Source organism: Leptothrix mechoopdaensis (SeqCode) (assembly GCF_053893855.1).
Map to the genome: position 1 here is coordinate 2406987 of NZ_CM132699.1, position 25362 is coordinate 2432348.

Genomic DNA, 25362 nt, shown 5'->3' on the forward strand with positions numbered 1-25362 from the left:
GTTCAGTCCAGGTAGAAGTCGACGATGCGGTCGCGCACCGCCTCGAACATGCCGATGCCGGTCAACGTGGCGCAGCCACGTGCGCGGGCAGCCTCGATCAGCGGCGGCAGCGCCGGCTGCGTGACGACATCGCTGACGAAGGTCGACGCGGCCAGGCGCGAAACATCGATGGGCAGCGGGTCATCGGCCTTCATGCCCATCGGCGTGGCGTGGGTGACGAGGTCGTAGCCGGTCGGGTCGGCACTGCCGATGCCCAGTGCAAGCGGCGCGGCGCGGCCGGCCGCGTAGCGCCGCAGCTTGTCGGCCAGCGCCTCGCGACGGGCCGCATCGGCCTCATGCAGGTCCAGCGCCGCGACACCCGCGTCGACCAGCGCATGCGCAATCGCCGAACCTGCCCCACCGGCACCGACCAGCAGCGCGCGCCGACCCGTCAGCACCGCACCGGCGGCCTTCATGCCCGCGACATGCCCGTCGCCATCGCACATGTCGCCGAACCAGCCGCCGGTGGGTGCATGGCGACGCATGATGTTCACGGCACCGATCGAGCGGGCGCGCGGGGTCAGATCGTCACACAAGGGCAGCGCCGCGAACTTGTGCGGCACCGTCACGATGATCCCGTCGACGTTGCGCTGCAGACGGATCGCGGCGCTCCAGCCGGCCAGGTCCTGCGGCGCGACATGGGCCGGCACGCAGACCGCGTCGGCGCCGCGTTCGCGCATCAGCGCGGTCACGCCCGACGGCGACTTCACCTGCGCGATCGGGTCGCCGACGATGTAGATCACGCGGGTCGCGCCGCTGTAGCGCGACAGGAAGGGGTCCGGGTTCGAGGCCATGGGGTCGGGTCGATCGCTGGGTCGGTCGTCGGGTCGGTCGTGGCAGTATATTGGACTGAGGTTCAATTGTGGAATAGCATTCCACTTCACAACGAAATCCTGATGACGGAGCCCACATGTCCGGCGTGATGCAACGAACCCTGGCGATCCTGGAACGCCTGGCCACCGAGGTCCAGGGCGTGCCGCTCGCCACCCTGGCCGATGAACTCGACATCCCGCGCAGCGCCGCCCACCGGCTGCTGATGGAGCTGACCGAGTTGGGCTGGGTGCGCCAGTCGCGCGAGCGCGGCGACTACATGCTGACGACCAAGCTGGTGTCGATGGGCATGAACTACCTGAAGGCCTCCGGCGCGATCGACCTGTGCCAGCCCATCCTCGACCGGCTGGCCGAGGCCAGCGGCGAGCTGGTGCGGCTGGGTGTCGTCGACGTCGACCACATCACCTGGGTGTCGCTGTCGCAGGGCACGCGCTCGGGGCTGCGCTACGACCCGGACCAGGGCATCGACGTGCGGCTGTCCTGCACCTCGTCGGGCCTGGCCTGGCTGTCGACGCTGCCCGAGGACGACGCCATCGCGCTGGTCAGCCGTCAGGGCCTGGGCCTGCCGCCGGCCTACGGGCCGAACGCGCCGACGTCGATGCAGCAGGTCCTGAAGCTGGTGCGGCAAGCCCGCAAGCAGGGTTATGCGATGACCTGCGAGACCTATGCGCCCGGACTGAACGCGATGTCGACAGCGCTGGTGCCGGCCGGCAAGGGGGCGGTCGGCGTGCTGGCGATGTCCGGCCCGGCGGTGCGGCTGACCGAGGCCAAGATGACCCAATGGGTGCCCGACCTGCTCGCCGCCGCGCAGGACCTGGCGGCGATCAGCACGGCGTCGCCGCTGTTCAACCGGGCGTACGCACCGACGAATACACCGACGAACGCACCGACGAACGCACCGGCATCGTCATCCGCGTCGACCTGATTGCCCGATGCGCTGCGACCTGCTGGTGATCGGCTCCGGCGCGGGTGCGCTGAGCGCCGCCGTCACCGCCGCCCACCTCGGCCTGAAGGTGATCGTGATCGAGAAGGAGCCGCTGTTCGGCGGCACCACCGCCTGGTCGGGCGGCTGGATGTGGGTGCCACGCAACCCGCTGGCCCGCGCGGCCGGCATCGACGAAAGCCTCGACGGGCCGCGCACCTACCTGCGCCACATCCTGGGCGACCACTACGACGGCGCGCGCATCGAGGCCTTCCTGGCCCATGCCCCGGCGATGGTGCAGTTCCACCTCGACCACACCGCCCTGCGCTTCATCGACGGCAACCGCTTGCCGGACTTCCACGGCCGCGTGCCCGGCGCGCTCGAAGGCGGCCGATCGGTCTGCGCCGCACCGTTCGACGCGGCCCGGCTCGGGCGCACGCTGATGGCGCGGCTGCGTCCGCCGCGCGACATCCTCAGCTGGCTGGGCATGAGCATCGGCAGCGACCTGCGGCACTTCATGCGCGCCAACCGGGCCTGGGACTCGTTCGCCTACGTCAGCGGCCGGCTGCTGCGCCATGCTCGCGACCGGCTGACGCACGGCCAGGGCCGCCTGCGCATGGGCGGCAACGCGCTGGCCGCCGCGCTGCTGGCATCGGCCCGCGAGGCCGGCGTGACGCTGCTGCACGAGCACGCGGCGCGGTCGCTGGTGCGCGACGACAGCGGACGCGTGACCGGCGTGATCGTCCGCAATCCCGATGGGCACGAGCAACTCTTCAAGGCGACACGCGGCGTGGTGCTGGCCACCGGCGGCTTCCCGCACGACGACGCGCGCAAGGCCGCGCTGTTCCGCCACGCCCCGACCGGCCGCGAACACCCCAGCGCCGCGCCGCCCTGCAACACCGGCGACGGCCTGCGCATGGCCGAGGCCATCGGGGCCGCGGTCAACACCGGCGTCGCCCATGCCGGCGCCTGGGCACCGGTGTCGCTGCTGCGGCGATCGAACGGGCGGCTCGATGCCTTCGTGCATCTGGTCGAACGGGGCAAGCCCGGCCTGATCGCGGTCGATGCCAGCGGCCGGCGTTTTGCTGACGAGGCCGGCAACTACCACAGCTTCATGCGCGGCCTGTTCGACCGTCTGGGCGAAGCCAGCGCCCGCCCCGGCCAGCCGCTGCAGGCCTGGCTGATCTGCGACCACCGCTTCCAGCGCCGCTACGGCCTGGGCCACAGCAAGCCGTGGCCCTTCCCGCTGGCACCGTGGCTGCACAACGGCTACCTGCAGCGCGCCGACACGCTGGACGCGCTGGCGCGCCGCTGCGGCATCGACGCGGCCGGCCTGGTCGACGAGGTGGCCGGCTACAACGTGCATGCCCGCGAGGGCCGCGATCCGGCCTGGGGTCGCGGCGAGACCGCCTACGACCGCATGCAGGGCGATGCCGAACACGCCGGACCGAACCCCTGCGTCGCACCGATCGAACACGGCCCCTACTACGCGCTGCGCATCGTGCCCGGCAGCCTGGGCACCTTCGCGGGGCTGGCCGCCGATGCCCATGCCCGCGTGCTCGATGACCGCGGCGAGCCCATCCCCGGCCTCTACACCGCCGGCAACGACATGGCCAGCCTGATGGGCGGCCACTACCCCAGCGGCGGCATCACGCTGGGTCCTGCCATGACCTTCGGCTACGTGCTGGCCCACCACGCGGCCGGCCAACCCTTGTCGATGCCCGATGACGTCCAGAAAGACACGCCATGACGCGATCACGCCCCTATTCGCTTGCCCAGCTGATGGCCCTGCCGCTCGCCCCGGCGCAGATGGTCCGGCTGGCCGCCGCGACCGGCTGCCAGGCCGCCGGCATCCGCCTGCTGCCGACGGCACCCGGCGGCCTGCACCACCCGCTGATGCGCGATGACGCGGCCCGCCGCGAGACGCTGGCCGCCATCCGCGACACCGGCGTGCGCGTGCTGGACCTGGAGGTCGCGCGCCTGGACGCCGACTTCGAACCCGGCCGCTTCGAGGCCTTCCTGGCCTGCGGTGCCGAACTGGGCGCGGCGCACGTGCTGGTCGCCGGGGACGACCCGGACGAGGCCCGCCTGACGGCGTCCTACGCCACCTTCTGCGAGGCCGCCGCCAGCCACGGCCTGAGCGCCGACCTCGAGTTCATGCCGTGGACAGCAGTGCCGACGCTGGCCGCCGCCCAACGCATCGTCGCGGCGGCCGACCAGCCCAACGCGGCCGTGCTGTTCGACGCCCTGCACTTCGCCCGTTCACCCAGCCGCCTGCAGGACCTCGCCGGCTGGCCGCGCCAGCGCCTGCACTACGCCCAGATCTGCGACGGCCTGGTGCCCGGCCCGACAACGGTCGCCGGCCTGATCCACGACGCCCGCTGCGAACGCCTGCTGCCGGGCGAAGGTGGCATCGACCTGGTCGAGATCTTCTCGCGCCTGCCGGCCGACCTGCCCATCAGCATCGAGGTCCCCAGCGAGTCCCGCGCCCCCGCGATGGGCTACGAGGCCTGGGCCCGGCTGGCGATCGAGGCGACCGATCGGGTGCTGGCGCTGGCGGATGCGCGGCGGGTGGCCAGAGAGGCGACGGAAGCCTCAACCGATCGCACCTGAGGCGCGCGGCCGTCAACGCTCGCCAGCCGCCTCGATCGCCCGCTGCAGGGCCTCGCCGACCCACTGGTTGAGGCTCATGCCAGCCGCCTGCGACGCCACCAGCGCCTGCGCATGCACCTGCGGCGACACCCGCAGCAACAGCTTGCCCGACGCGGGCTTCTCGGGGCTCACGCCCTGCGCCGCACAGTCGTCGAGATAGTCCTGCACGGCCGCATGAAAGGCCGTGCGAAGGCCGCCGACGTTGTCGGCATGAAAGCTGATCAGGTGCCAGATCCCCAGCAGACGCCCGACAAAGACGCCGTCGCGGTCATCGAAGTCGATGCGGGCGGTGTAGCCCTGGTGGGTCATGGTGTTCACGGTCGGATTCCTGCGTCGATCAACAACTCCCGCGCTTCGTCGACCTGGTAGCGGCGGGCGTCCTTGCCCGGATGGGGTCGATGGCAACGCCATTGCCGGCCATCCGCCAGGACGAAGCAGACGCGCGAACCCTCGCGTTCGCGCACCTGGGCCCCAATCGCCACGAACAGCGCCTCGATGTCCGCGAACGGAATCGAGACGCGGGTCGGAACGTCGAAAACCGCCTCCAGCGTCCTCCGGTGACGGGAGTTCACGATTGAACGATATCAGTTTCTGATATCGAATCAACGGTCGATTCAGGTGCTTTCTGGGTCAACAAGGCGTGCTCCGGTCAGGAGCCGCCACTGTCCGCGTGACGCGAGCGGAACGGACACCCTCTGAAGGGTGCCTCCGCCTTCAACCCGCCTTCGCGTCACCGCCCGAAACCGGTCAGGCGTGTGTCGGCAGGCGCCCCACGGCATCCCGCGCCGCCAGATAGCCCGCCACCATCCCCGGCCCGATCGTGATGCCGGGGCCGGGGTAGGTGCCGCCCATGATCGACTGGGCGTCGTTGCCGACCGCGTAGAGGCCGGCGATCGGGGTGCCGTGGGTGTCGAGGACGCGGGCGCGGTCGTCGGTCTGCAGGCCGATGGCGGCGCCGATGTCGCCGGGGTAGACCTTGACGGCGTAGAACGGACCGGTCGTGATGGCGCCCAGGTTGGGGTTGCGGCCGGGCCAGGTGGCGTCGCCGATGTTGCGCTGGTAGGCGGTGACGCCGCGGCCGAAGTCGGGGTCGTGGCCGGCCTCGGCGTGGCGGTTGTGGGTGGCCACGGTGGCTTCGAGCGTGGCGGCGTCGATGTCGAGCTGGCGGGCCAGGTCGGCCAGCGTCGCGCCTGTGGTCAGGTAGCCGTCGGCGATGAAGGCGGCCAGGCCGTTGCCGCCCGGGCGGACCATGCCCAGCCCGTAGCGCTTGAGCGCCGTCGCGTCGCAGACGATGTAGGACGGCAGGGCCGCCGCCGCGCCGGGCTCACCGCGGTCGTTGCGGCGCTGCTCGGCCTGCATCGCCAGGCCGTAGCGGTGGTAGGACATGCTCTCGTTGAGGTAGCGCCGGCCGGCCTGGTTGACGGTCAGCATGCCGGGCTTGGCGCGGTCCATGACGAAGTGCGGGAAGACCGCCGTGCTGCCGTCGGCGCGGCGACGCAGGGACACCGGCGCCCAGAAGGTCGGGCTGGCCGCGCCGTCGCCATGACGGGCGCCCAGCTGCAGCGCCAGCGCCTGCGCCTGCCCGGTGTGGCCGGGCGCGCCGGGGCACCAGTTGAGGGGGATGCCGGGCAGCATGCGCGCGCGCCATTCGGGGTCGCGGTTGATGCCGCCGCTGGCCAGCACCAGGCCGCCGCGCACGGTGAGGCGACGGGTCTGGCCGGCGGCTTCCAGCGTGATGGCCTCGATCGCACGGGCGCCGGCGGCATCGGTGCCGGCGTGGATCTCGCGCAGGCGGGTGTCGACCAGCAAGCTCACGTTGGCGCGCTGCGCCAGCGAATGCAGCAGACGTGCGACCAGCGCATTGCCCATCACCAGCCGGGTGCCGCGCGGGTGGCTCAGGCGGTCGCGTGCATGGCGGCCGATGATGGCCAGCGCATGGCGCAAGGAACGCCACGACCGGCCCATCGCCAGCAGGTGGTTGATGTCGGTGCGGTCGACCATCATGCCGCCCAGCACGGTGAACTCGGGGATCGGCGGTCGCAGCAGGCCGAACAGCTCACCGAGCAGGCGACCGTCGAAGGGCAGCGGCTCCAGCGCCCGGCCGCGCAAGGTCGACCCTTCGATGTCGGACTCGTAGTCCGGGTGCAGCGCATAGGGCCGGTAGCGGACGTCGGTGTGCCGCTCGAAGCGTTCGACCGCCTCGGCGCCGTGGGCCAGGAAGGCGCGTCGCAGCGCGGCATCGGCATGGCCGCCGACGACGCGGTCGAGATAGGCCTCGGCCTGCGCCAGGCTGTCCTCGCCCGGCACCGCCTTCGCATGGCGGGTGCACGGGATCCAGGTCGTGCCGGCCGACCAGGCGGTCGTGCCGCCGACCAAGCCGGTGCGTTCGACCACCAGCACCTTCGCACCGTCGATCGCCGCGTGCAGGGCGGTCGACAGGCCGGCGCCGCCTGCGCCGATCACGACCAGGTCGTAGGCGGCTTCGGGCGGCAGGGAGGCGAGGGTCTGGAGCAGAGGCATGGCGGGCGAGGTCTCGATGGATCCAAGGCTCAGAAAGCACAAAACCGGAATCAATTCCAATAGTGGAATGGTATTCCGGTTTTGACGGGAGCGGTAGGACCGGCGGGCTCAGCGCCGGCCGGCGGTCACATCTTGCACAGCGGCGACGGGCCGGGCATCGAGCTGGCAGCGAAGGTCTGTTCGATCACCGGGCGCAGCTGGCCGTCGACCACCTTCGCGCGGCCGACGAAGTTCGGCAGCATCAGCTGGTTGTCGGCCGCCCGCATCTGCACGTTGCCGTAGATCGAGTCGATCTGGGCGCCGCTCAGGGCCTTGCTGACATCGGCCGGCTTGGCGCTCTTGGCCAGCTTCACGCCCTCGAACATGACCTGCGCGCCGTTGTAGGCCTGGCCCTCGTTGTCGGTCGGCAGGCGGTTGAACTTGGCCTTCCACGCGGCCACGAAGGCCTTGTTGCGCGGCGTGTCGATGTCGGGTGTGTAGCCGGTCGTGCCGGGCGTGCCTTCCAGCGACTTGTCGGTCGCGTTGATCATGAAGTTCAGGATCAGCGAATGCCCGACCAGCTTCGTCTGCGGGATCAGGCCGAACTCCTGCGCCTGCTTGACGAAGGCGATGGCGTCGCGGCCGGTCTCGGCAACCCAGATCGCGTCGACCTTGGCCTCCTTCAGCTGGGCGATGAAGGGCGAGAAGTCCTTCGTGCCCAGCGGTGCGTAGAGCTGCAGCTTGACCTCCTTGCCCTGTGCCTTGACGGCCTTGGCGAAGGACTCGGCCGAGTCGCGGCCCCAGACGTAGTCGGCCGCCATCGACGCATAGGTCTTCTCCTTGAAGCCCTTGGCCCACTCGCTGATCATGGCGATGTCCATCGCGTCCGAGTGGTTGGTGCGGAAGACACGCGGCTTGCAGGTGTCGCCGGTGATCTTGTCGCTCTTGCTGGCGACGACGAAATAGGCCGCATCCCAGCGTTCCAGGTTGGGCGCCAGCGCCAGCGAGATCGACGACGGGATCGCGCCGATCAGCAGGTTGTAGCCGTCTCGGGCGAGCTTCTCGGCGACACGCCGGCCGGCATCGGGCGTGCCCTCGTCATCGGCCTCGGCGACCTCGACCTTGCGGCCATCGACGCCGCCCTTGGCATTGGCCTCGTCGATCGCGAACTTGACGGCGCGGATGACCTCCTCGCCCTGTTGCGCGAACACGCCCGACTTCGAGCTGACCAGGCCGACGCGGACGGGGTCCTTGGCCTGGGCCTGCGCGGCAACGGGAATGGCGGCAAGGCCCGTGGCAAACGTGGCCAGGGCGGCCAGGGCAAGTCGGGAAAGCTGGCGGCGGTCGAGGTTCGAGGTCATGGGGGGTCTCCTTCGGTTGTGGTGTGGTGGGGGGCAGGGAAAGACGCGGCGCAGGCGCCAGGGGGCAAGGGTCAGACCATCACGTGCCGGTGCAGCTCGTCCAGGCTGGTCTCGGCGACACGGCCTTGTGCGACGACCGAGCCCTTGGCCATCGCGCAATAACGCTCGGCGACACGGGCAACGAGGGTCATGTTCTGTTCGATCAGCAGCAGCGCGGTGCCCTGGCGGGCGACCTCGTTGAAGATCACGCCGAGCTGGTCGACGATGACCGGCGCCAGGCCTTCGGTCGGCTCGTCCAGCAGGATCAGCGACGGGTTGGCCATCAGCGCGCGACCCACCGCCAGCATCTGCTGCTGGCCGCCGGACAGCGCGGTGCCGGGCGTGTGCGCGCGCTCCTGCAGGATCGGGAACAGCCGGTAGACCTCGGGCACGGTCCAGTGGCCCTTGCGGCCGGTGGCGGCACCGAGCCGGAGGTTCTCCTCGACCGTCAGGTTGGCGACGATGCGGCGGCCCTGCGGCACCACGACCACGCCGCGCTGCGCGGCCATGTAGGTGCGCGGGCGCGGCATCGCGCGGCCGGCCAATGCGACACGGCCGCCGCGCAGCGAGGCCAGGCCCAGCACGGTGTTGACGACGGTGGTCTTGCCCACGCCATTGCGGCCGATCAGCGCGACCCGTTCGCCCGCGTCCACGCGCAGGTCCAGGCCGTGCAGGATGTGGGCCGAGCCGTAGTACGACTGGACGCCTTCGAGTTCGAGCAAGGGGGTGGACATCGGTTTCGCCTCGTCGTGATCGGGGTTGCAGCGGGTCGCGCGGTTCAGGCCGCGCTGCCGAGGTAGGCCTCGCGGACACGCGGATCGGCCCGCACCTGGGCCGGGCTGCCCTGGGCGATGACACGGCCCAGCTCGAACACGGTCACCTGGTCGGAGATGCCGAAGACCACGTCCATGTCGTGTTCGACCAGCAGCACCGAGACATCGCGGCGGGTCGTCAGCGCCTTCAGGTGCTGGGCCAGGTCGAGCGACTCCTGCACCGACAGGCCGGCCATCGGCTCGTCCAGCAGCAGAACGCTCGGCCGGCCGACCAGTGCCAGCGCCAGGTCCAGCCGGCGCTGTTCGCCGTAACCCAGGTCGACCGCCAGCGTGTCGGCCATGGCGTCGAGCGACAGCTCCTGCAGGACATCGTCGGCATCGGCGCCCGGGTCCTCGCTGCCCATCTGGTGCGACGCCAGCTCGACCTGCTGGCGCACCCGCATCTGGCCGAACACGCTGGTGCGCTGGAAGCTGCGCGACAGGCCGCGCTGGCGCCGTTCGACGACGCCCAGCGCGGTCACGTCCTGACCGCCCAGCAGGACCTGGCCGCGGGTCAGCCGGCGGCGGCCGGTGATGGCGTCGATCACGGTCGACTTGCCGGCGCCGTTCGGGCCGATCAGGCCGCGGATCTGGCCACGTTCGAGCGTCAGCGCGACGCCGTCGAGCGCCTTGACGCCGCCATAGTGGATCGCCACGTCGTCGGTCTGCAGCACGTAGTCGGTCATGGTCAGGTCCTCGCGATGCGCGTGTTGATCGGGCCTTCCGCGCGGCGGGCGGTCCGGTCGGGTGACCCGGGCCGGCGTGTCCAGAGCCGCTGGACGAAGCCCGACAGGCCTTCGGGCGCGAACACGATCACCACGATCAGCGCGATGCCGAAGATCGCCATCCAGTGCTGCGCGTGGTCGCCCAGCACGTCCTTGGCCAGGAAGTACACGGCCGCGCCGAGCGCAGGGCCCCACAGCACGCGGGTGCCGCCGACAACGACCATCATCAGCGCCACGCCCGACAGGCTCCAGTGCAGCGACTCGGGCGAGATGAAGCCGGTGTTGAGGGCGGCCAGCACGCCGGCCAGCGAGGTCACGGTCGCCGACAGCGCGTAGACCGCCGCACGCGGCAGCAGCGTGCGGATGCCGATGAAGCGGGCACGTTCCTCGTTGTCGCGCACCGCCTCGGTGATGTCGCCGAAGCGCGAGCGCAGCAGCAGCGCCAGCAGCAGCAGGGCCAGCACCAGCGCGCCCCAGCTGATCAGCAGCAGGCTGGCCGGCCGGGTGACCAGCGAGATCGGCAGGCCGAACAGCGTCGACGGCCAGTCGATCGAACATGCCGTCGGCACCGCCGGTCAGGCCGCGCGAGCGCGACGCCGTCAGGTAGGCCATCTGGCCGACCGCCAGCGTCAGCATGCCGAAGGCGACGCCGGGCACCCGCACGATCACCAGCCCGATCACGAAGGCCAGCACGGTCAGGCCGGCGATGGCGACCAGCACGGCCCATTCGGCCGGCATGGCCTTGAGCTGCAGCAGGATCGCGACGACGTAGCCGGACGCGCCGAAGTACAGCGCATGGCCGAAGCTGACCATGCCGTTCTGGCGCAGCAGCAGGCCCACGCCCAACGCGAAGATCGCGTAGATCGTGGCCTGCGTCAGCAGCGACAGCACGGTGCCGGAGGCCACGCCGAGGGCGACCGCGACACCGACGGCCAGGGCGCCGGCGGCGGACAGGAGGAGTTGCACGGGGGTCATGGACGGTCTTCCGCGGGGGGTCGGTGGGATCGGTGCGCTCAGGTGCGGCTGCCGGCGAAGCCCGCCGGCTTCCACAGCAGGATCGCCACCATCAGCAGGAAGGGCAGCAGCACCGAGGCATCGGGCAGCCAGACCGCGCCGAGCGCCTGCACCAGGCCCAGCGCCATCGCGGCGATGAAGGCGCCGGCGAGGCTGCCGAGGCCGCCGATCACGACGACCACGAAGCTGTCGATGATCACGTCGCTGCTCATCGACGGCGACAGCGACAGGAAGGGCGCGGCGACCACGCCGGCCAGGCCCGCGAGCGCCGTGCCCAGTCCCACCACCATCGCGCTGAGCGCATCGGTGTGCACGCCCTGCATGGCGGTGGTGACCGGGTCGGTGCTGGCGGCGCGCACGAACAGGCCGACGCGCGAGTGGCGCAGCCACAGCGTCAGGCCGATCGCGACAGCCGCGCCGACGACGATCACGCCGATCCGGTAGGCCGGCACCGGCGTGCCCCACAGGTCGACCGAGAAGGCCAGCGCGGCCGGTGCGCTGACCGACAGGTTGCTCTTGCCCCAGACCGTCTGCACGAGGTCCTCGATGACCAGCAGGCCGCCGAAGGTGACCAGCACGACCGACAGCGGATCGCGGTCCTGCAGCAGCCGGAAGCCCCAGCGGTCGATCACCACGCCCAGCACGGCCATCAGCGCCGGCGAGACCAGCAGCGCGACCCAGAAGTTGCTCTGCAGCGCGATCGAATAGCCAAGGTAGGCGCCCAGCATGTAGAGCGAGCCGTGCGCGAAGTTGACGACCCGGCGCAGGCCGTAGATCAGCGCCAGCCCCGAGCACATCACGATCAGCAGCGCGCCGTAGACGAGGCCGTTGAAGAGGTGGATGGTCATCTGCTTGTCTCCTGGTGTCCCGTGTGACCGCTCAGCGGCCCTGCCCGACGACCGGCGGCACGGCCGGAATCGTTCCGCCGTGGGCGGTCCAGCCGCCGTCGACCTTCAGCACCGAGCCGGTGATGTAGCTGGCCGCCGGCGAGGCCAGGAAGGCGATCGCCTCGGCGATCTCGTCCGGCCGGCCCATGCGGCCCATCGGCGTGCGGGCCTCGATGGCATCGGTCTTCAAGGCGCCCTGCCCGACCAGCCGGTCGACCAGCGCGGTGCGCACATAACCCGGCGCCACCGCGTTGACGCGCACGCCGCGCAGGCCCCACTCGACCGCCATCGCCTGCGTCATGCCGACGATGCCGGCCTTCGCCGCGCCGTAGGCATTGCGCCCGGGGATGCCGGCCGACGCGACGATGGACGCGAGGTTGACGATCGCGCCGCCGCCCTGGGCCAGCATCACGCGGCCGACGTCGCGGCTCATCAGGAAGGTGCCGCGCAGATGCACGGCGAGCACGCGGTCGAAGGCCGCCGCGTCCTGGTCGACCGTCGCGCCGGCCTGGTCGCCGATGCCGGCGTTGTTGACCAGCGTGTCGATCCGGCCGAAGGCGGCCAGGATCGCCGCGATGGCCGTGTTGATCGAGGTTTCCTGCGTCACGTCACAGCCCAGACCGAGGTGGGCGGGGCCGAGTGCGGCGGCACGGGCGACCACCTCGTCGCTGCGCAGATCCAGCAGCGCGACATGGTCATGGTCGACCGCCAGGCGCTGCGCGGTGGCCCAGCCGATGCCGTCGGCCGCACCGGTGACAACGGCCACGCTGGCGGCCACGCGAGCCGTCTTCGGATCGGCGCTCATGCACGCGCCCCCGGGGTCCAGGCCTGCAGCAGGGGCAGCTCGGCGCGCCGGATCAGGCGGGTCTCCTGCGCGGTGATCAGGTGGCCCGAGGCCGCCAGGTAGGCCGGGAAGTCGGGGTGCGTGTCGCGGGCGCGGCAACGCGCCTCGTAGTCGGCCAGGCTGTCATAGCCCCACAGGTGGACGAACTGGTTCTGCGGTCCGACCACGCTGGTCCAGAAGCCCAGCGGGTGGCCCAGCGTGGCCATCAGCACCGGCATGGCCAGGCGGTCGAAGACCTCGATGAACTCGGCCATCCGGCGCAGCGTGATGGTGTAGACGCGGTGGTCGACCAGTGGCTTGGCGCTGGCCACGATGGTCGCGGAATGCAGCTCAGCCGGCATGGGCGGCCTCCCGCGCGATGGCCCGGCCGGTCAGCCAGCCGAAGGTCATGTTCGGACCCAGCGTGATGCCGGCGGCCGGGTAGTTGCCGCCCATCAGGCTGGCGCGGTCGTTGCCCACCGCCCAGAGGCCGGGGATGACGTGGCGCTCGGCGTCGAGCACCTCGCCGTGCGGGGTGGTGTCCAGGCCGTCGAAGGTGCCCAGGTCACCCATCACGACCTTGACCGCGTAATACGGCCCGGCCCCGATCGGCGCGACGCAGGGGTTCGGGCAGTTCTCCGGGTCGGCCAGGTAGCGGTTGAAGGTGGTCGTGCCGCGACCGAACTGGCGGTCGACGCCCTCGCGTGCGCCCTCGTTGTATTCGGCCACGGTGGCCTCCAGGCCGGCCGCGTCGATGCCGGCGCGTTCGGCCAGCTCGGCCAGCGTGCTGCCCCGCAGCAGGTAGCCGCGCCGGAGCGGTCCGGCGATCGGCATGGGCGCCGGCTTGACATGGCCCAGGCCGTAGCGCGACAGCGCCTGCTGGTCGCAGACCAGCCACATCGCGGTCTCGGCCTGGCCTTCGCAGGCGCGGATCATCGCGGCGCCGACGTCGTGATAGGACTCTGACTCGTTGCAGAAGCGCCGGCCGTTGCGGGTCACGCCGATGATCCCGGGCTTGTAGCGGTCCAGCAGGTGCGGGAACACGCCGTGGCTGCCGTCTGCATGGGGCACCTTCGAGACCGGCATCCAGGCCGACGTGGCCGGGAAGCGGATCTCCAGCTTCGCGCCGACCGTCTCGGCCAGCCGGATGCCGTCGCCGGTGTTGTGCTCGGGCACCGGCGACAGGTGCTCGCCCCCGCGCCGCAGGTGCGGATAGGCCTGCGCGATGCGCTCGTGGTCATGCGGGAAGCCGCCGCAGGCCAGCACGACGCCGTGCTGCGCCCGCACGGTCACGTCGGCGCCATTACGCCGCAGCAGCGCGCCGACCACGCGGCCGTCCTCGATCAGCAGGCGGCGCGCCGGGCTGTCGGTCCAGATCGGCACGCCCAGGCCGAGCGCCGAATGGGCCAGCCGCGCCGCCAGCGCATTGCCGCTGGTGACCTGCACGCCGCGCCGGTACAGCGCCAGCTCCTTCAGGTGGGTGGCCAGCCGGCGGCAGACGTAGAGGAAGGACGTCAGCGACTTCGTCGCGCGGAAGAAGTGCTTCAGGTCGGCGTTCGACGAGTTGAACATCATCCCGATGAAGGTGATGGTCGCCAGCGGCGGACGCAGCCGCGCCATGTCGGCGCCGAGCTGGCGGATGTCGAACGGCGCGGCCAGGATCGAGCGGCCGATGTCGACGCCACCGGGCACGGTCGGGTGGTAGTCCGGGTAGAGCGTCGGCACGAAGCGCACCGAGGTCTCGCGCTCGAACCAGTCGACCATCTCGGCGGCGTGGTCGAGGAACAGCTCGCAGGCGGCCTCGTCGAACCACTCGCCGGTCTCCTGGCGCAGGTACTCGCGGGCGGCCTCGCGGCTGTCGGCGATGCCGCGTTCGCGGGCGTGGCGGTTGCCGGGGATCCACAGCACGCCGCCGCTGAAGGCGGTGGTGCCACCGAAGACGGGCGCCTTTTCGGCCACGATCACCGACAGTCCGGCCTTGCGTGCGGCCAGCGCCGCCGACAGGCCGCCGGCACCGGAGCCGATCACCAGCACGTCACAGTTCGTCGTGTTCATCGGGGTTCTCTCGTGTCGGCCGGTTCAGGTCAGGGTCACCGACGGGGTCACCAATGGGGTCGTCACCGGGGTCGTCACCGGGGCCGACGGCAGCGCCGCGGTGTCGTTGAAGCCGGGGCGCGGGACCATGTCCATCAACATGCAGTCGAGCCCGCCGTCGACCACCAGCTCGGTGCCGTTGACATAGGCGGCGCGGTCGCTCAGCAGGAACAGCGTCGGATCGGCGATGTCGACCGGCTCGCCGACGCGGCGGCTGGCGGTGACGGCGGCGCGACGGGCCTCGAAGCCCGGCACCTCGTAGAAGCGGGCCGACAGCGCCGTGCGGATCATTCCGGGGCAGATGGCGTTGCTGCGCACGCCCAGCGGGCCCCACTCGGCCGCCAGCTGCTTGTTGAGCAGCAGCACGCCGGCCTTGCTCGCGCTGTAGGCGCCGCTGCGGGTCTGCGGATGCAGCGCCGAGATGCTGGCGATGTGGACGATGCTGCCGTGGCCGGCGGCACGCATGTCGGCACCGAACTCGCGCGCACACAGCAGGTAGCCGGTCAGGTTGACCGACAGCACGGTGTTCCAGTCGGCCAGCGTGACATCGGCCAGCGGACCGGCGCGCAGCAGGCCGGCGTTGTTGACCAGGCCGGCGACGGGCCCGAGTTCGCCGCGCACCCGCTCGGCGGCGGCGCGCACGCCGGCCTCGTCGGCGATGTCGCAGGCGAGGCCCAGCACCTCGCCGCCGGCGGCCCGCAGCGTGGCGGTGGTGGCGTGCACGCCGTCGGCGTCCCGGTCGACCAGCGCGACCTTCGCGCCGGCCTCGCACAGGCCTTCCGCGATCGCACGGCCGATGCCGCTGGCGGCCCCGCTGACGACCACGACACGGCCGGCCAGACCCAGCCAGTGCCGGCTCAGGTCACCAGACTTTTCGGGCTTTCCATGCGGCTGGCGGCCTGCACCATCGGCCGGCCTGGGGGCTGTCGCGTCCACCACATCTCCTTGTTGACGTGGGGCGGATCGTAGGAAGCGGGCCCTCCGGCCTCAATCGACAATCGCGGCAGAGAGTCGGACAATTCGTGCACGAGCTTCTGGGAGAAACCCGCATGAACTCCAGCATCCCGAGCTACGCGCTCTACGGCCACGAGGTCCAGCCGGCCTGGCTGGACATGGTCCATTGCGAGCAGATCCACGTGCGTTCGTCGATGCACGACTACCGCATCGACCCGCATGTGCACGACGGCCTGATCCAGGTGCTCTACCTGACCGATGGCGGTGGCGACGTGCTGATCGACGGCGAGCGCCACACGCTGCGCGCGCCCGCGCTGATCGTGGTGCCGAGCCGGCACGTGCACGGCTTCCAGTGGCTGCGCGACGTGGACGGCCCGGTCGTGACCGCCGCGCAGCGGCCGCTCGAATCGCTGGCGGCGGTGGCCGCGCCGGGGCTGCTGGCGCAGATCCGCAAGCCGCTGGCGATCGGCCTGCTCGACGGCATCGGCGATGCCAGCCGGCATGTCGGCGCGCTGCTGCCACTGTTCCAGGCGCTGGACCGCGAGACCCGCGCGCACCAGAGCGGCGAGGCCAGCGCCGGCATGGCGCTGCTGATGGCGGTGTTCGTGCAGATCGCCCGCATCACCGCCGCGCTGCGCACCGATGCCGACGGCGAGGCCGGCACGCGCAATCGCAAGGCCGCGCAGGTCGAGCGCTTCCGCGCGATGGTCGATGAACGTTTCCGCGAGCGGCTCGCACTGGACGACTACGCCGACCCGCTGGGCATCAGCGCGGGCCAGCTCTCGCGCCTGTGCCGCGAGCTGCTGGGCATCTCGGCGCTGGACGTCATCAACGCCCGCGTGGTGCACGAGGCCGAGCGCGAGCTCGTCTACTCGATCCTCAGCGTGAAGCAGGTGGCCGCGCTGCTGGGCTATGCCGACGAGGCCTACTTCGGCCGCTTCTTCAAGAAGCAGACCGGCCGCACGCCGACCGAGTTCCGCGAGCTGGCGCAGGCGCAGCTCGCACCGGGCCGGCCCACGACGGCCGGCCCGGCGCCGCTCAAAGGACCGTGAAGTCGTTCGCCGACAGCGTCGCCGGCTTGTTGAGCAGCTGCGCGAACAGCACCGCCGAACTGGCGCTGCCCGAGCCGTCGGGGTCATAGCTCACGCTGCCGCTGGTCGCGTCGTACAGGATGCGCGTGGACGCCGTGGCCGCCGCAGGTGCCTGGCACAGCCGCGACGCATCGAGCACGCCGCCGGTCGTGGCGCCCAGCGCGGTGAACACGCTCGACGACAGCTGGAGGTGGTCACTGCCCGACTCGAAGTCCGACACCAGGTCGATGCCCAGGCCCGCCACCTTCAGGTTGGCCGCCATGAAGATGCGACTTGCCGTGAAGTCGACGACGAGCTGGCCGTTGTGGCTGCCCGTGCCGGCGCTGATCGAGTAGTAGCTGCTGATCGTGGCGTAGTCGCTGTCGGCCTTCAGCGCCGTCACCAGCCCGTCGACCGTGCCATCGGCCGACGTGCCGCTCAGGGTCACCAGCGGCGCGTAGGACCGCGTGTCGGGCAGGTAGGGGCCATTGGCCATCGTGATGCTGTCGACCAGCTTGAGCTCGCAGCTCGCCTTCAGGCCGCCACCGACGGTGAGGTAGAACACGCTGCGGTCGCTGGCATCGGCAACGCGCAGACCGTCGATCAGGTAGGGCTCCACGATCGACAGCCCGATGGCCGAGTCGATGACGAAGGTGTCCGCCCCCGCACCACCGGCCAGGATGTCGCGCCCGGCGCGGCCGTTCAGCACGTTGGCGAAGCTGTCGCCGGTCAGGTCGTCGCCGAAGGCCGAGCCCGTCAGGTTCTCGATCTGCCACAGCGTGTCGGTGCCTTCACCGGTGGCCGTGCCGATGGCCTTGCCGGTGGCCTGGTCGACGACGGCACCGCTCGGCGCCAGGCTGGCCGTCACGCCCGCAGCGGACGCCGTGAAGCTCGCGGTGTCCAGGCCGGCGCCGCCGACGTAGATGTCGCTGCCGAGCCCGCCGATCAGCGTGTCGTTGCCGTCACCGCCCTGCAGCGTGTTGTCGACATCGCTGCCGGTCAGCAGGTCGGCACCGGAACCGCCGATCAGGCGCTGGAAGCGTTGCAGCGTGTCGGTCGACCAGCCGGTCGACTGGGCCGTGAGCGACGCCAGCGAGACCGTCAGGTTCACCGTCACGCCGGCATAGGACAGCGTGTTGATGCCGGCACCGCCGTCCAGCACGTTGCTGCCGTTGCCACCCAGCACGGTGTCGTCGCCGCTGCCGCCGACGATGTCGTCGTTGCCGTCTTCGCCGTACAGGACGTTGACGCCGTTGCCCGCCCGCAGCACATCGTTGCCGGCGCCGCCGTGGACGATGTTGTCGCCCTGGCCGACGGTGACGCGGTCGTTGCCGCTGCCGGCGTCGACCAGGTTGTTGCCGTCGCCGGTGGTGATGACGTCGTCGCCGGCACCGCCGATCAGCCGGCTGTTGCCACGGCCGGCGCGGATCGTGTCGCCATTTGCGTTGGCTGCGCCCTTCCATTGCAGCTTTTCACCGCTGCCAACCAGCGTGCCGGCCGTCGCATCTGTCCAGGCGGTGCCGTTCCACTTCTGCAGCGTGCCGGTACTCACCGCTTCGACGCGGAAGCCCACGGAGGCGCTGTCGCTGTCAGCCTCGTCGGCCGCTGCAATCAGTTCCGCGTAGGTGATCTCGCGGAAGGTGTCCTCGGTGAAGCCGGTCAGCGTGGTGATCGTCGTCAGCGTGGGTGCGTCGTTGACGGCCGTGACGCTCGCCTTGACCTGGATGGCCGAGGCCGAGGCCAGCGCGCCATCCCAGGCCGTGACCGTGAACGCGTTCAGTTCGCCGTTGGCGTTGGCTGCGCCCTTCCATTGCAGCTTTTCACCGCTACCAACCAGCGTGCCGGCCGTCGCATCTGTCCAGGCGGTGCCGCTCCACTTCTGCAGCGTGCCGGTGCTGACCGCCTCGATGCGGAAGCCCACTGAGGTGCTGTCGATGTCAGCCTCATCGGCCGCTGCGATCAGGTCCGCGTGAGTGATCTCGCGGAAGGTGTCTTCGGTGAAGCCGGTCAGAGTGGTGATCGTGGTCAGCGTCGGTGCGTCGTTGACGGCCGTGACGCTGGCCTTGACCTGGATGGCAGAGGCCGAGGCCAGCGCGCCGTCCCAGGCCTTGACGGTGAACGCGTTCAGTTCGCCATTAGCGTTGGCTGCGCCCTTCCACTGAAGCTTCTCGCCGAAGGCAACCGTCGTCGTGCCCGCCACTACATCGGACCAAACGCCGCTGACAAACTTCTGCAGCGTGCCCGTGCTGACCGCCTCGATGCGGAAGCCCACGGAGGCGCTGTCGATGTCAGCCTCGTCGGCCGCTGCGATCAGGTCCGCGTAGGTGATCTCGCGGAACGTGTCTTCGGTGAAGCCGGTCAGAGTGGTGACCGTCGTCAGCGTCGGTGCGTCATTGACGGCCGTGACGCTCGCCTTGACCTGGATGGCCGAGGCCGAGGCCAGCGCGCCGTCCCAAGCCGTGACGGTGAATGCGTTGAGCTCGCCGTTGGCGTTGGCTGCGCCCTTCCACTGAAGCTTCTCGCCGCTACCGACGATCGTGCCGGTTGGGGCATCCGACCAGGCGGTGCCGTTCCACTTCTGCAGCGTGCCTGTGCTGACCGCCTCGATGCGGAAGCCCACTGAGGTGCTGTCCACATCGGCCTCGTCGGCCGCCGCGATCAAGTCTGCATAGGTGATCTCGCGGAAGGTGTCCTCGGTGAAGCCGGTGAGCGTGGTGACCGAGGTCAGCGTCGGTGCATCATTGACAGCCGCGACGCTCGCCTTGACCTGGATGGCCGAGGCCGAGGCCAGCGCGCCGTCCCAGGCCTTGACCGTGAACGCGTTTTGCTCACCGTTGGCGTTGAGCGCGCCCTTCCACTGCAGCTTCTCGCCGCTGCCGACGATCGTGCCGGCTGCGGCATCCGACCAGGCGGTGCCGTTCCACTTCTGCAGCGTGCCCGTGCTGACCGCCTCGATGCGGAAGCCCACGGAGGCGCTGTCGATATCGGCCTCGTCGGCCGCTGCAATCAGTTCCGCGTAGGTGATCTCGCGGAAGGTGTCCTCGGTGAAGCCGGTCAGCGTGGTGATCGTCGTCAGCGTGGGTGCGTCGTTGACGGCCGTGACGCTCGCCTTGACCTGGATGGCCGAGGCCGAGGCCAGCGCGCCATCCCAGGCCGTGACCGTGAACGCGTTCAGTTCGCCGTTGGCGTTGGCTGCGCCCTTCCATTGCAGCTTTTCACCGCTACCAACCAGCGTGCCGGCCGTCGCATCTGTCCAGGCGGTGCCGCTCCACTTCTGCAGCGTGCCGGTGCTGACCGCCTCGATGCGGAAGCCCACTGAGGTGCTGTCGATGTCTGCCTCATCACCCGCTGCGATCAGGTCCGCGTAGGTGATCTCGCGGAAGGTGTCTTCGGTGAAGCCGGTGAGCGTCGTGACCGAGGTCAGCGTGGGTGCGTCGTTGACGGCCGTGACGTTCGCCTTGACTTGGATGGCAGAGGCCGAAGCCGCCGCGCCGTCCCATGCCTTGACGGTGAACGCGTTCAGTTCGCCATTGGCGTTGGGCACGCCCTTCCACTGAAGCTTCTCGCCGCTTCCGACGATCGTGCCGGCTGCTGCGTCTGACCAGGCGGTGCCGTTCCACTTCTGCAGCGTGCCCGTGCTGACCGCCTCGATGCGGAAGCCCACGGAGGCGCTGTCGATATCGGCCTCGTCGGCCGCCGCGATCAGATCAGCGTGGGTGATCTCGCGGAAGGTGTCTTCGGTGAAGCCGGTGAGTGTTGTGACCGACGTCAGCGTCGGTGCGTCATTGACCGCCGAGACGTTCGCCTTGACCTGGATTGCCGAGGCTGATGCCGCCGCGCCGTCCCAGGCCTTGACCATGAACGCGTTCAGTTCGCCATTGGCGTTGGCTGCGCCCTTCCATTGCAGCTTTTCACCGCTACCGACCAGCGTGCCGGCCGTCGCATCTGTCCAGGCCGTGCCATTCCACTTCTGCAGCGTGCCTGTGCTGATCGCTTCGATGCGGAAGCTCAGGCCAACGCTGTCGACATCTGCCTCGTCGGCCGCCGCGATCAGGTCCGCGTAGGTGATCTCGCGGAAGGTGTCTTCGGTGAAGCCAGTCAGCGTCGTGACCGAGGTCAGCGTCGGTGCGTCGTTTGCCGTGGCAACGGCTGCTCGGACCTGCACGGATGTGGCCGATGCCGCCGTGCCGTCCCAGGCCTTCACCGTGAAGGCGTTCAGTGTGCCGTTGGCGTCGGGATCACCCTTCCATTGCAGCCTGTCGCCGATGGACACAATCGTCGAACCAGCGGCGATGTCGACCCAGCTCGCACCGTTCCACTTCTGCAACGTGCCACTGCTCACCGATTCGATTCGGAAGCTCAAGGCGTCGCCGTCGAGGTCGGACGCATCAGCCGCGTTTCTGAGCTGCGCGTACGTGATCTCCTGGAAGGCATCTTCCGTGAATCCCGTCAGAGGGCGAATGGCCGACAGCGTCGGCGCATGGTTGGACGCAGCCAGCGTGCTCACCTGCGCTCTGACCTGCACGGGCACGTCCGAGACCAGTGCCCCGTCAAATGCCTTCAGCGTGAAGGCGTCCAGCGATCCATTCGCGCCGGACGGTCCCTTCCATTGCAAGCGGTCGCCTGTCGAGACGATGGTCGCGCCCGGGGTCACGTCAAGCCAGGCACCACCCAGCCACTTCTGCAACGTGCCGCTGCTGACGGACTCGATGCGGAAGCTCAGGGCATCGCCATCGACATCCGACTCGTCCGCCACTGCAGCCAGTTGGGCGTGGCTGATCTCTCGAAAGGTGGCTTCGGTGAAGCCGGTCAACATGCCGACCGTGGTCAACGTCGGCGCATCGTTGACCGTGGCAATGGATGCACGGACCTGCACCTCAGAAGCCGATGCCGCCGCACCGTCCCACGCCTTCACCGTGAAAGCGTCCAGCGTGCCGTTCGCGTTCGCCGCACCCTTCCACTGCAGCTTGTCGCCGCTGCCGACCAGCGCGCCAGCCGTCGCGTCCGTCCAGGCTGTGCCATTCCACTTCTGCAGCGTCCCCGTGCTGACCGCCTCAATGCGGAAGCCTACGGCGGTGCTGTCGACGTCTGCCTCGTCAGCCGCCGCGATCAGGTCCGCGTAGGTGATCTCGCGGAAGGTGTCTTCGGTGAAGCCGGTCAGCGTGGTGACCGAGGTCAGCGTCGGTGCGTCATTGACGGCCGAGACGTTCGCCTTGACCTGGATGGCCGTTGCCGATGCCGCCGCGCCGTCCCAAGCCGTGACGGTGAACGCATTGAGCTCCCCGTTCGCGTTCGCCGCGCCCTTCCACTGCAGCTTCTCACTGCTGCCAACGAGCGTGCCGGACGTCGCGTCCGCCCAGGCTGTGCCATTCCACTTCTGCAACGTGCCCGTGCTGACCAGCTCGATGCGGAAGCCCACTGAGGTGCTCTCGACGTCAGCCTCATCGGCCGCCGCGATCAGGTCCGCGTAGGTGATCTCGCGGAAGGTGTCTTCGGTGAAGCCGGTGAGCGTGGTGATCGTGGTCAGCGTCGGTGCGTCGTTGACGGGCAAGACCGTTGCCTTGACCTGCACCGCCGTGGCCGATGCCAGCGCACCGTCCCACGCCTTCACCGTGAACGCATTGAGCTCCCCGTTCGCGTTCGCCGCGCCCTTCCACTGCAGCTTCTCACCGCTGCCAACGAGCGTGCCAGCCGTCGCGTCCGTCCAGGCGGTGCCGTTCCACTTCTGCAACGTGCCGGTGCTGACCGCCTCGATGCGGAAGCTCAGGCCAACGCCGTCGACGTCTGCCTCGTCGGCCACCGCGATCAGATCCGCGTGGGTGATCTCGTGGAAGGTGTCTTCGGTGAAGCCGGTGAGCGTGGTGACCGAGGTCAGCGTCGGTGCGTCATTGACAGCCGAGACGCTCGCCTTGACCTGGATGGCCGAGGCCGATGCCGCCGCACCATCCCACGCCTTCACCGTGAAAGCGTCCAGCGTGCCGTTGGCGTTGGCGGCGCCCTTCCACTGCAGCTTGTCGCCACTGCCGACCAGCGTGCCAGCCGTCGCGTCCGTCCAGGCTGTGCCGTTCCACTTCTGCAGCGTGCCGGTGGTGATCGATTCGACGCGGAAGCTCAGGCCAACGCTGTCGACGTCTGCCTCGTCAGCCGCCGCGATCAGGTCCGCGTAGGTGATCTCGCGGAAGGTGTCTTCGGTGAAGCCGCCAAGCGTGCTGATCGTGCTCAGCGTCGGTGCGTCGTTGACGGCACTCACCGTGAGAGTCAGTTGCTCCAGGAGCTGGTTGGCGTCGGGCGCGACGCTGCCGCCCGAGTCGGTCACGGTCCACGTGATCGTTCCGCTGCCCGTCGCATCGGGGACGGTCCTGAAGGCCAGGCCCTTCAGGTCCGCGATCGTCAGGCTCGTGCCGGCGAGGACCGCGCTGCCATCGGCCTTGTGCAAGGTCACGAAGCTGGGGATGCCCGTGATGACGCAGGTCAGCGTCTGGCCGGCCTCGTCGCTGCCGCCGCCGTTGCCGTAGGCGATGTCACCCAGTCCGAGGCTGACCGCCATCGCCTGGGCGCTGTCCTCGTCGACGCGGATGGCGTTCAGGCGGCCCGCCGTGCGTGTCGGCGCATCGTTGACGGCCGTCACCGTGACAGCCAGGCTGTCGACGAGTTGATGGACGTGCGGCGCGGTGGTCGCGCCGGAATCGGTCACGGACCAGCGGATGCTGTCGCTGCCGTGACGGTCGGCCACGGTGCGGTAGGTCAGGCCACGAAGCTCATCCAGCGTCAGGACGTCACCCGCGACGACGCGGCGGTCGCCGGCCTTCCAGAGCGTCAGGAAGTCGGGAATGGCCGTCATCGCATAGGTCAGCGTCTGACCGGCTTCTGCCGCGCCGCGGCCGGGCGCGTAGGCCAGCGGGGCCAGCCCGAGATCGTGGCCGGACGTGGCGGCACTGTCTTCCAGCACCGCGTCGAACACGAGGGCCTTGCCGGCCGAGCGCTCGGGCGCGGTGTTGAGCACGACCTCCCCCAGCGCAACCGAAACCGCCACGCGCTGCGACGGGGTCATCGCGTTCTTCTGGTCGGTGCCCAGCGCGCCGGCCTGTTCGGTCGACAGGCGCAGCAGCGTGTCGGTCACCAGCAGCGCGGCCGGGATGTTGGCGATGGCGGTCTTGGGCAGTTGCGCCACTGTCTGCGCGGGAAGGCCGTCCAGCAAGGCCGTCCGGACCGCGCTGTTGGCAGTGGCCAGCGACTCGATGGTCCGCCTGTCGTCGGTCGCGGCGCCCACCAGCAGCAACTGGGTGACCTGCTCGCGGCCGTCCTGCAGCAGGGCGTCGATGACCTGCGAATCGTCGTGACCGGTCGTCGCGCCATAGCTGGACAGGGACGCCAGCACGACCGCCACGGCGTTGACGGGCAGCGTCTTGCCGTGGTCGTCGACCTGGGTCTCGGGCGCCGCGTCAAGTGCCGACACGGCGACACCGAGCTTCAGGGACATCGCCGCCTTGGCACCGACCATCCGCTCTGCCGCATTCGCCGGCAGCTGCACCGACGACTGGCCGCCCTGACCACCGCGGTCGCCCATCACGTGACGCACCAGCGCCTCGCTGAGAACGTTGACGGTGATGCGTGAGGCGTTGGCCGGATCGACCGTCGCCATCGCACGCAGATCGAAGACGGCGCCGGGGGTGGCTGCGGCCGCCTCGGCCCGCGCCATCGCGGACCGGGCCAGCGTGTCGCCGGAGGAGAACCTCACCATCACCGCGCCGCTGTAGTCCACGCCCAGATCGACCTGCATCTGGCCGGAGGCATCGGGCACGAAACGCGCGACATGCAGCAGGCGCTGGCCCTGCGCGTCGTGGATGTCGACCCCGAGATCCGTGCCGGCGGGCACCGCCACCGAGGCCAGCGACAGCGTCAGGCGGGTGGTCTTCGCGGTCGGTGCGGGAGCGGGCGCAGGTGAAGGCGCCGGAGACGGGGCGGCGGCAGAACCGTGACCGCCGCCCACCGCGACCCGCAGCAGCGCCAGACCCGCGCCGACCGTCATCGGCGACAGCAGCTCGAACGGCTCGGTGTACGGATCCGCCTCGTCCAGCGACTCCTCCAGCCCCTCGCCCGCCAGGTCGGCGCCTTCTGGCAGGCCCCCGGAGGCGGCGTCGACGGTCTCGTCGCCCGCCGATCCCGTTGCCGTGTCGTGCGCCTCGACGCTCAGGCCGGACCGGTCCTCGACCGGCACCGGCTCGACCGGAAGCGCCTGGTGGGGATCGCGCTCCGAAGGGGCGGGGCTCAGCAGGTCGATCGATTCGTCGTTCGACTTCTTGGGGCGGCGGGTCAGCTTCATGGGTCGGGCGTCCTGTCCATCACCGCAGCCAGGTGGCGGCGATGCTTGTCTGGCGACCGACGCGAGGCGTGAAGGATGAACAGCTGCATCTACCGCAGCCTGCGAGTCGGCCTCGAAAAGGTCATGCTAGGAGGCGGGGTCGGACACCCAAAGGCCCAAGCGATGCCTAGGCGGGCAGAACAGCCTTTACCTGCAAGGGCACTGCATAGACTTGCCAGCACGAACGGGCAGGACGCATCCCCGGAATGAGCGAAGCCCGGACGCGCCATCACGGCGGGTCCGGGCTTCGGGCTGTGGCGGCAGGTCCGCCGATCAGC

At 70.2% G+C, this 25362-nt stretch carries 18 protein-coding genes and 1 pseudogene; 4 read left to right on the forward strand and 15 right to left on the reverse strand.

Translation table 11 applies throughout. The features are described 5' to 3' along the window. Positions 1-2: 2 nt before the first annotated feature. Positions 3-833 (reverse strand): shikimate dehydrogenase family protein, encoded by an 831-nt coding sequence (locus tag ACWA7K_RS10530; protein ID WP_456168290.1) that lies wholly within the window; start codon positions 831-833, stop codon positions 3-5. A gap of 128 nt (positions 834-961) precedes the next feature. Here ACWA7K_RS10530 and ACWA7K_RS10535 point away from each other — a divergent pair, with 128 nt between their 5' ends. From ACWA7K_RS10535 to ACWA7K_RS10545, 3 genes are read left to right on the forward strand one after another with little or no spacing between them, the layout of a single operon-like run. Then, positions 962-1795: an IclR family transcriptional regulator gene (locus ACWA7K_RS10535; RefSeq protein WP_456210445.1), complete on the forward strand. Its 834-nt coding sequence runs from the start codon at positions 962-964 to the stop codon at positions 1793-1795. Positions 1796-1802: 7 nt separating this feature from the next. Further along, positions 1803-3542 (forward strand): FAD-dependent oxidoreductase, encoded by a 1740-nt coding sequence (locus tag ACWA7K_RS10540; RefSeq protein ID WP_456168294.1) that lies wholly within the window; start codon positions 1803-1805, stop codon positions 3540-3542. Beyond that, entirely contained in the window at positions 3539-4405 is an 867-nt protein-coding gene (locus tag ACWA7K_RS10545) for a sugar phosphate isomerase/epimerase family protein (RefSeq protein WP_456168296.1), read from the forward strand. Before ACWA7K_RS10540 ends, ACWA7K_RS10545 begins: the two co-directional genes overlap by 4 nt. A gap of 12 nt (positions 4406-4417) precedes the next feature. Here the strand turns inward: ACWA7K_RS10545 and ACWA7K_RS10550 are convergent, their stop codons facing one another. The 13 genes and pseudogenes from ACWA7K_RS10550 to ACWA7K_RS10610 form a co-directional block, all read right to left on the reverse strand. Further along, positions 4418-4753 carry a type II toxin-antitoxin system HicB family antitoxin gene (locus ACWA7K_RS10550; protein WP_456168770.1) on the reverse strand — a complete coding sequence of 112 codons (336 nt, stop codon included), beginning with the start codon at positions 4751-4753 and terminating at the stop codon, positions 4418-4420. Positions 4754-4758: 5 nt separating this feature from the next. After that, positions 4759-5016 (reverse strand): type II toxin-antitoxin system HicA family toxin, encoded by a 258-nt coding sequence (locus tag ACWA7K_RS10555; RefSeq protein WP_456168298.1) that lies wholly within the window; start codon positions 5014-5016, stop codon positions 4759-4761. A gap of 175 nt (positions 5017-5191) precedes the next feature. Beyond that, the gene (locus tag ACWA7K_RS10560) at positions 5192-6964 is read right to left on the reverse strand and encodes an FAD-dependent oxidoreductase (protein ID WP_456168300.1); all 1773 of its coding nucleotides are present in this window, start codon (positions 6962-6964) and stop codon (positions 5192-5194) included. Between the two features lie 125 nt (positions 6965-7089). Continuing rightward, on the reverse strand, positions 7090-8304 hold the full coding sequence (locus ACWA7K_RS10565; RefSeq protein WP_456168302.1) for an ABC transporter substrate-binding protein: 1215 nt from the start codon (positions 8302-8304) through the stop codon (positions 7090-7092). A gap of 71 nt (positions 8305-8375) precedes the next feature. Then, a complete protein-coding gene (locus tag ACWA7K_RS10570; RefSeq protein ID WP_456168304.1) occupies positions 8376-9077 on the reverse strand; it encodes an ABC transporter ATP-binding protein in 702 nt (233 codons plus the stop codon). 44 nt (positions 9078-9121) lie between these two features. After that, positions 9122-9841, reverse strand: a complete 720-nt coding sequence (locus ACWA7K_RS10575; RefSeq protein ID WP_456168306.1) for an ABC transporter ATP-binding protein — start codon at positions 9839-9841, stop codon at positions 9122-9124. A gap of 2 nt (positions 9842-9843) precedes the next feature. Beyond that, positions 9844-10449 carry a branched-chain amino acid ABC transporter permease gene (locus ACWA7K_RS10580; RefSeq protein WP_456210461.1) on the reverse strand — a complete coding sequence of 202 codons (606 nt, stop codon included), beginning with the start codon at positions 10447-10449 and terminating at the stop codon, positions 9844-9846. Between the two features lie 91 nt (positions 10450-10540). After that, a pseudogene (locus ACWA7K_RS10585) lies at positions 10541-10855 on the reverse strand (ABC transporter permease subunit); the annotation flags it as partial. A 38-nt stretch (positions 10856-10893) separates the two neighbouring features. Beyond that, complete coding sequence (locus ACWA7K_RS10590; RefSeq protein WP_456168310.1) at positions 10894-11742, reverse strand: branched-chain amino acid ABC transporter permease; 849 nt, start codon at positions 11740-11742, stop codon at positions 10894-10896. 31 nt (positions 11743-11773) lie between these two features. Continuing rightward, positions 11774-12586, reverse strand: coding sequence for an SDR family NAD(P)-dependent oxidoreductase (locus ACWA7K_RS10595; protein WP_456168312.1), 813 nt, complete (start codon positions 12584-12586; stop codon positions 11774-11776). Next, positions 12583-12966, reverse strand: coding sequence for an NIPSNAP family protein (locus tag ACWA7K_RS10600; RefSeq protein ID WP_456168314.1), 384 nt, complete (start codon positions 12964-12966; stop codon positions 12583-12585). Before ACWA7K_RS10600 ends, ACWA7K_RS10595 begins: the two co-directional genes overlap by 4 nt. After that, positions 12956-14659: an FAD-dependent oxidoreductase gene (locus ACWA7K_RS10605; protein ID WP_456168316.1), complete on the reverse strand. Its 1704-nt coding sequence runs from the start codon at positions 14657-14659 to the stop codon at positions 12956-12958. The genes ACWA7K_RS10600 and ACWA7K_RS10605 overlap by 11 nt, the downstream gene beginning before the upstream one ends. A gap of 24 nt (positions 14660-14683) precedes the next feature. After that, a complete protein-coding gene (locus tag ACWA7K_RS10610; RefSeq protein WP_456168772.1) occupies positions 14684-15559 on the reverse strand; it encodes an SDR family NAD(P)-dependent oxidoreductase in 876 nt (291 codons plus the stop codon). Between the two features lie 188 nt (positions 15560-15747). On the opposite strand from ACWA7K_RS10610, the gene ACWA7K_RS10615 reads away from it, so the two are divergent. Next, complete coding sequence (locus ACWA7K_RS10615; protein ID WP_456168318.1) at positions 15748-16704, forward strand: helix-turn-helix domain-containing protein; 957 nt, start codon at positions 15748-15750, stop codon at positions 16702-16704. Here ACWA7K_RS10615 and ACWA7K_RS10620 read toward each other — a convergent pair. Continuing rightward, positions 16691-25045 carry a hypothetical protein gene (locus ACWA7K_RS10620; protein WP_456168320.1) on the reverse strand — a complete coding sequence of 2785 codons (8355 nt, stop codon included), beginning with the start codon at positions 25043-25045 and terminating at the stop codon, positions 16691-16693. The genes ACWA7K_RS10615 and ACWA7K_RS10620 overlap by 14 nt on opposite strands. Positions 25046-25362: the final 317 nt, after the last annotated feature.

What these genes read in the sequence shown, in the direction of transcription:
- ACWA7K_RS10620 (WP_456168320.1), bottom strand. Translation starts at nt 25,045, where the DNA reads ATGAAGCTGACCCGCCGCCCCAAGAAGTCGAACGACGAATCGATCGAC.
- ACWA7K_RS10550 (WP_456168770.1), bottom strand. Translation starts at nt 4,753, where the DNA reads ATGACCCACCAGGGCTACACCGCCCGCATCGACTTCGATGACCGCGAC.
- ACWA7K_RS10595 (WP_456168312.1), bottom strand. Translation starts at nt 12,586, where the DNA reads ATGAGCGCCGATCCGAAGACGGCTCGCGTGGCCGCCAGCGTGGCCGTT.
- ACWA7K_RS10570 (WP_456168304.1), bottom strand. Translation starts at nt 9,077, where the DNA reads ATGTCCACCCCCTTGCTCGAACTCGAAGGCGTCCAGTCGTACTACGGC.
- ACWA7K_RS10575 (WP_456168306.1), bottom strand. Translation starts at nt 9,841, where the DNA reads ATGACCGACTACGTGCTGCAGACCGACGACGTGGCGATCCACTATGGC.
- ACWA7K_RS10590 (WP_456168310.1), bottom strand. Translation starts at nt 11,742, where the DNA reads ATGACCATCCACCTCTTCAACGGCCTCGTCTACGGCGCGCTGCTGATC.
- ACWA7K_RS10535 (WP_456210445.1), top strand. Translation starts at nt 962, where the DNA reads ATGCAACGAACCCTGGCGATCCTGGAACGCCTGGCCACCGAGGTCCAG.
- ACWA7K_RS10540 (WP_456168294.1), top strand. Translation starts at nt 1,803, where the DNA reads ATGCGCTGCGACCTGCTGGTGATCGGCTCCGGCGCGGGTGCGCTGAGC.
- ACWA7K_RS10560 (WP_456168300.1), bottom strand. Translation starts at nt 6,964, where the DNA reads ATGCCTCTGCTCCAGACCCTCGCCTCCCTGCCGCCCGAAGCCGCCTAC.
- ACWA7K_RS10615 (WP_456168318.1), top strand. Translation starts at nt 15,748, where the DNA reads ATGAACTCCAGCATCCCGAGCTACGCGCTCTACGGCCACGAGGTCCAG.
- ACWA7K_RS10545 (WP_456168296.1), top strand. Translation starts at nt 3,539, where the DNA reads ATGACGCGATCACGCCCCTATTCGCTTGCCCAGCTGATGGCCCTGCCG.
- ACWA7K_RS10565 (WP_456168302.1), bottom strand. Translation starts at nt 8,304, where the DNA reads ATGACCTCGAACCTCGACCGCCGCCAGCTTTCCCGACTTGCCCTGGCC.
- ACWA7K_RS10605 (WP_456168316.1), bottom strand. Translation starts at nt 14,659, where the DNA reads ATGAACACGACGAACTGTGACGTGCTGGTGATCGGCTCCGGTGCCGGC.
- ACWA7K_RS10530 (WP_456168290.1), bottom strand. Translation starts at nt 833, where the DNA reads ATGGCCTCGAACCCGGACCCCTTCCTGTCGCGCTACAGCGGCGCGACC.
- ACWA7K_RS10600 (WP_456168314.1), bottom strand. Translation starts at nt 12,966, where the DNA reads ATGCCGGCTGAGCTGCATTCCGCGACCATCGTGGCCAGCGCCAAGCCA.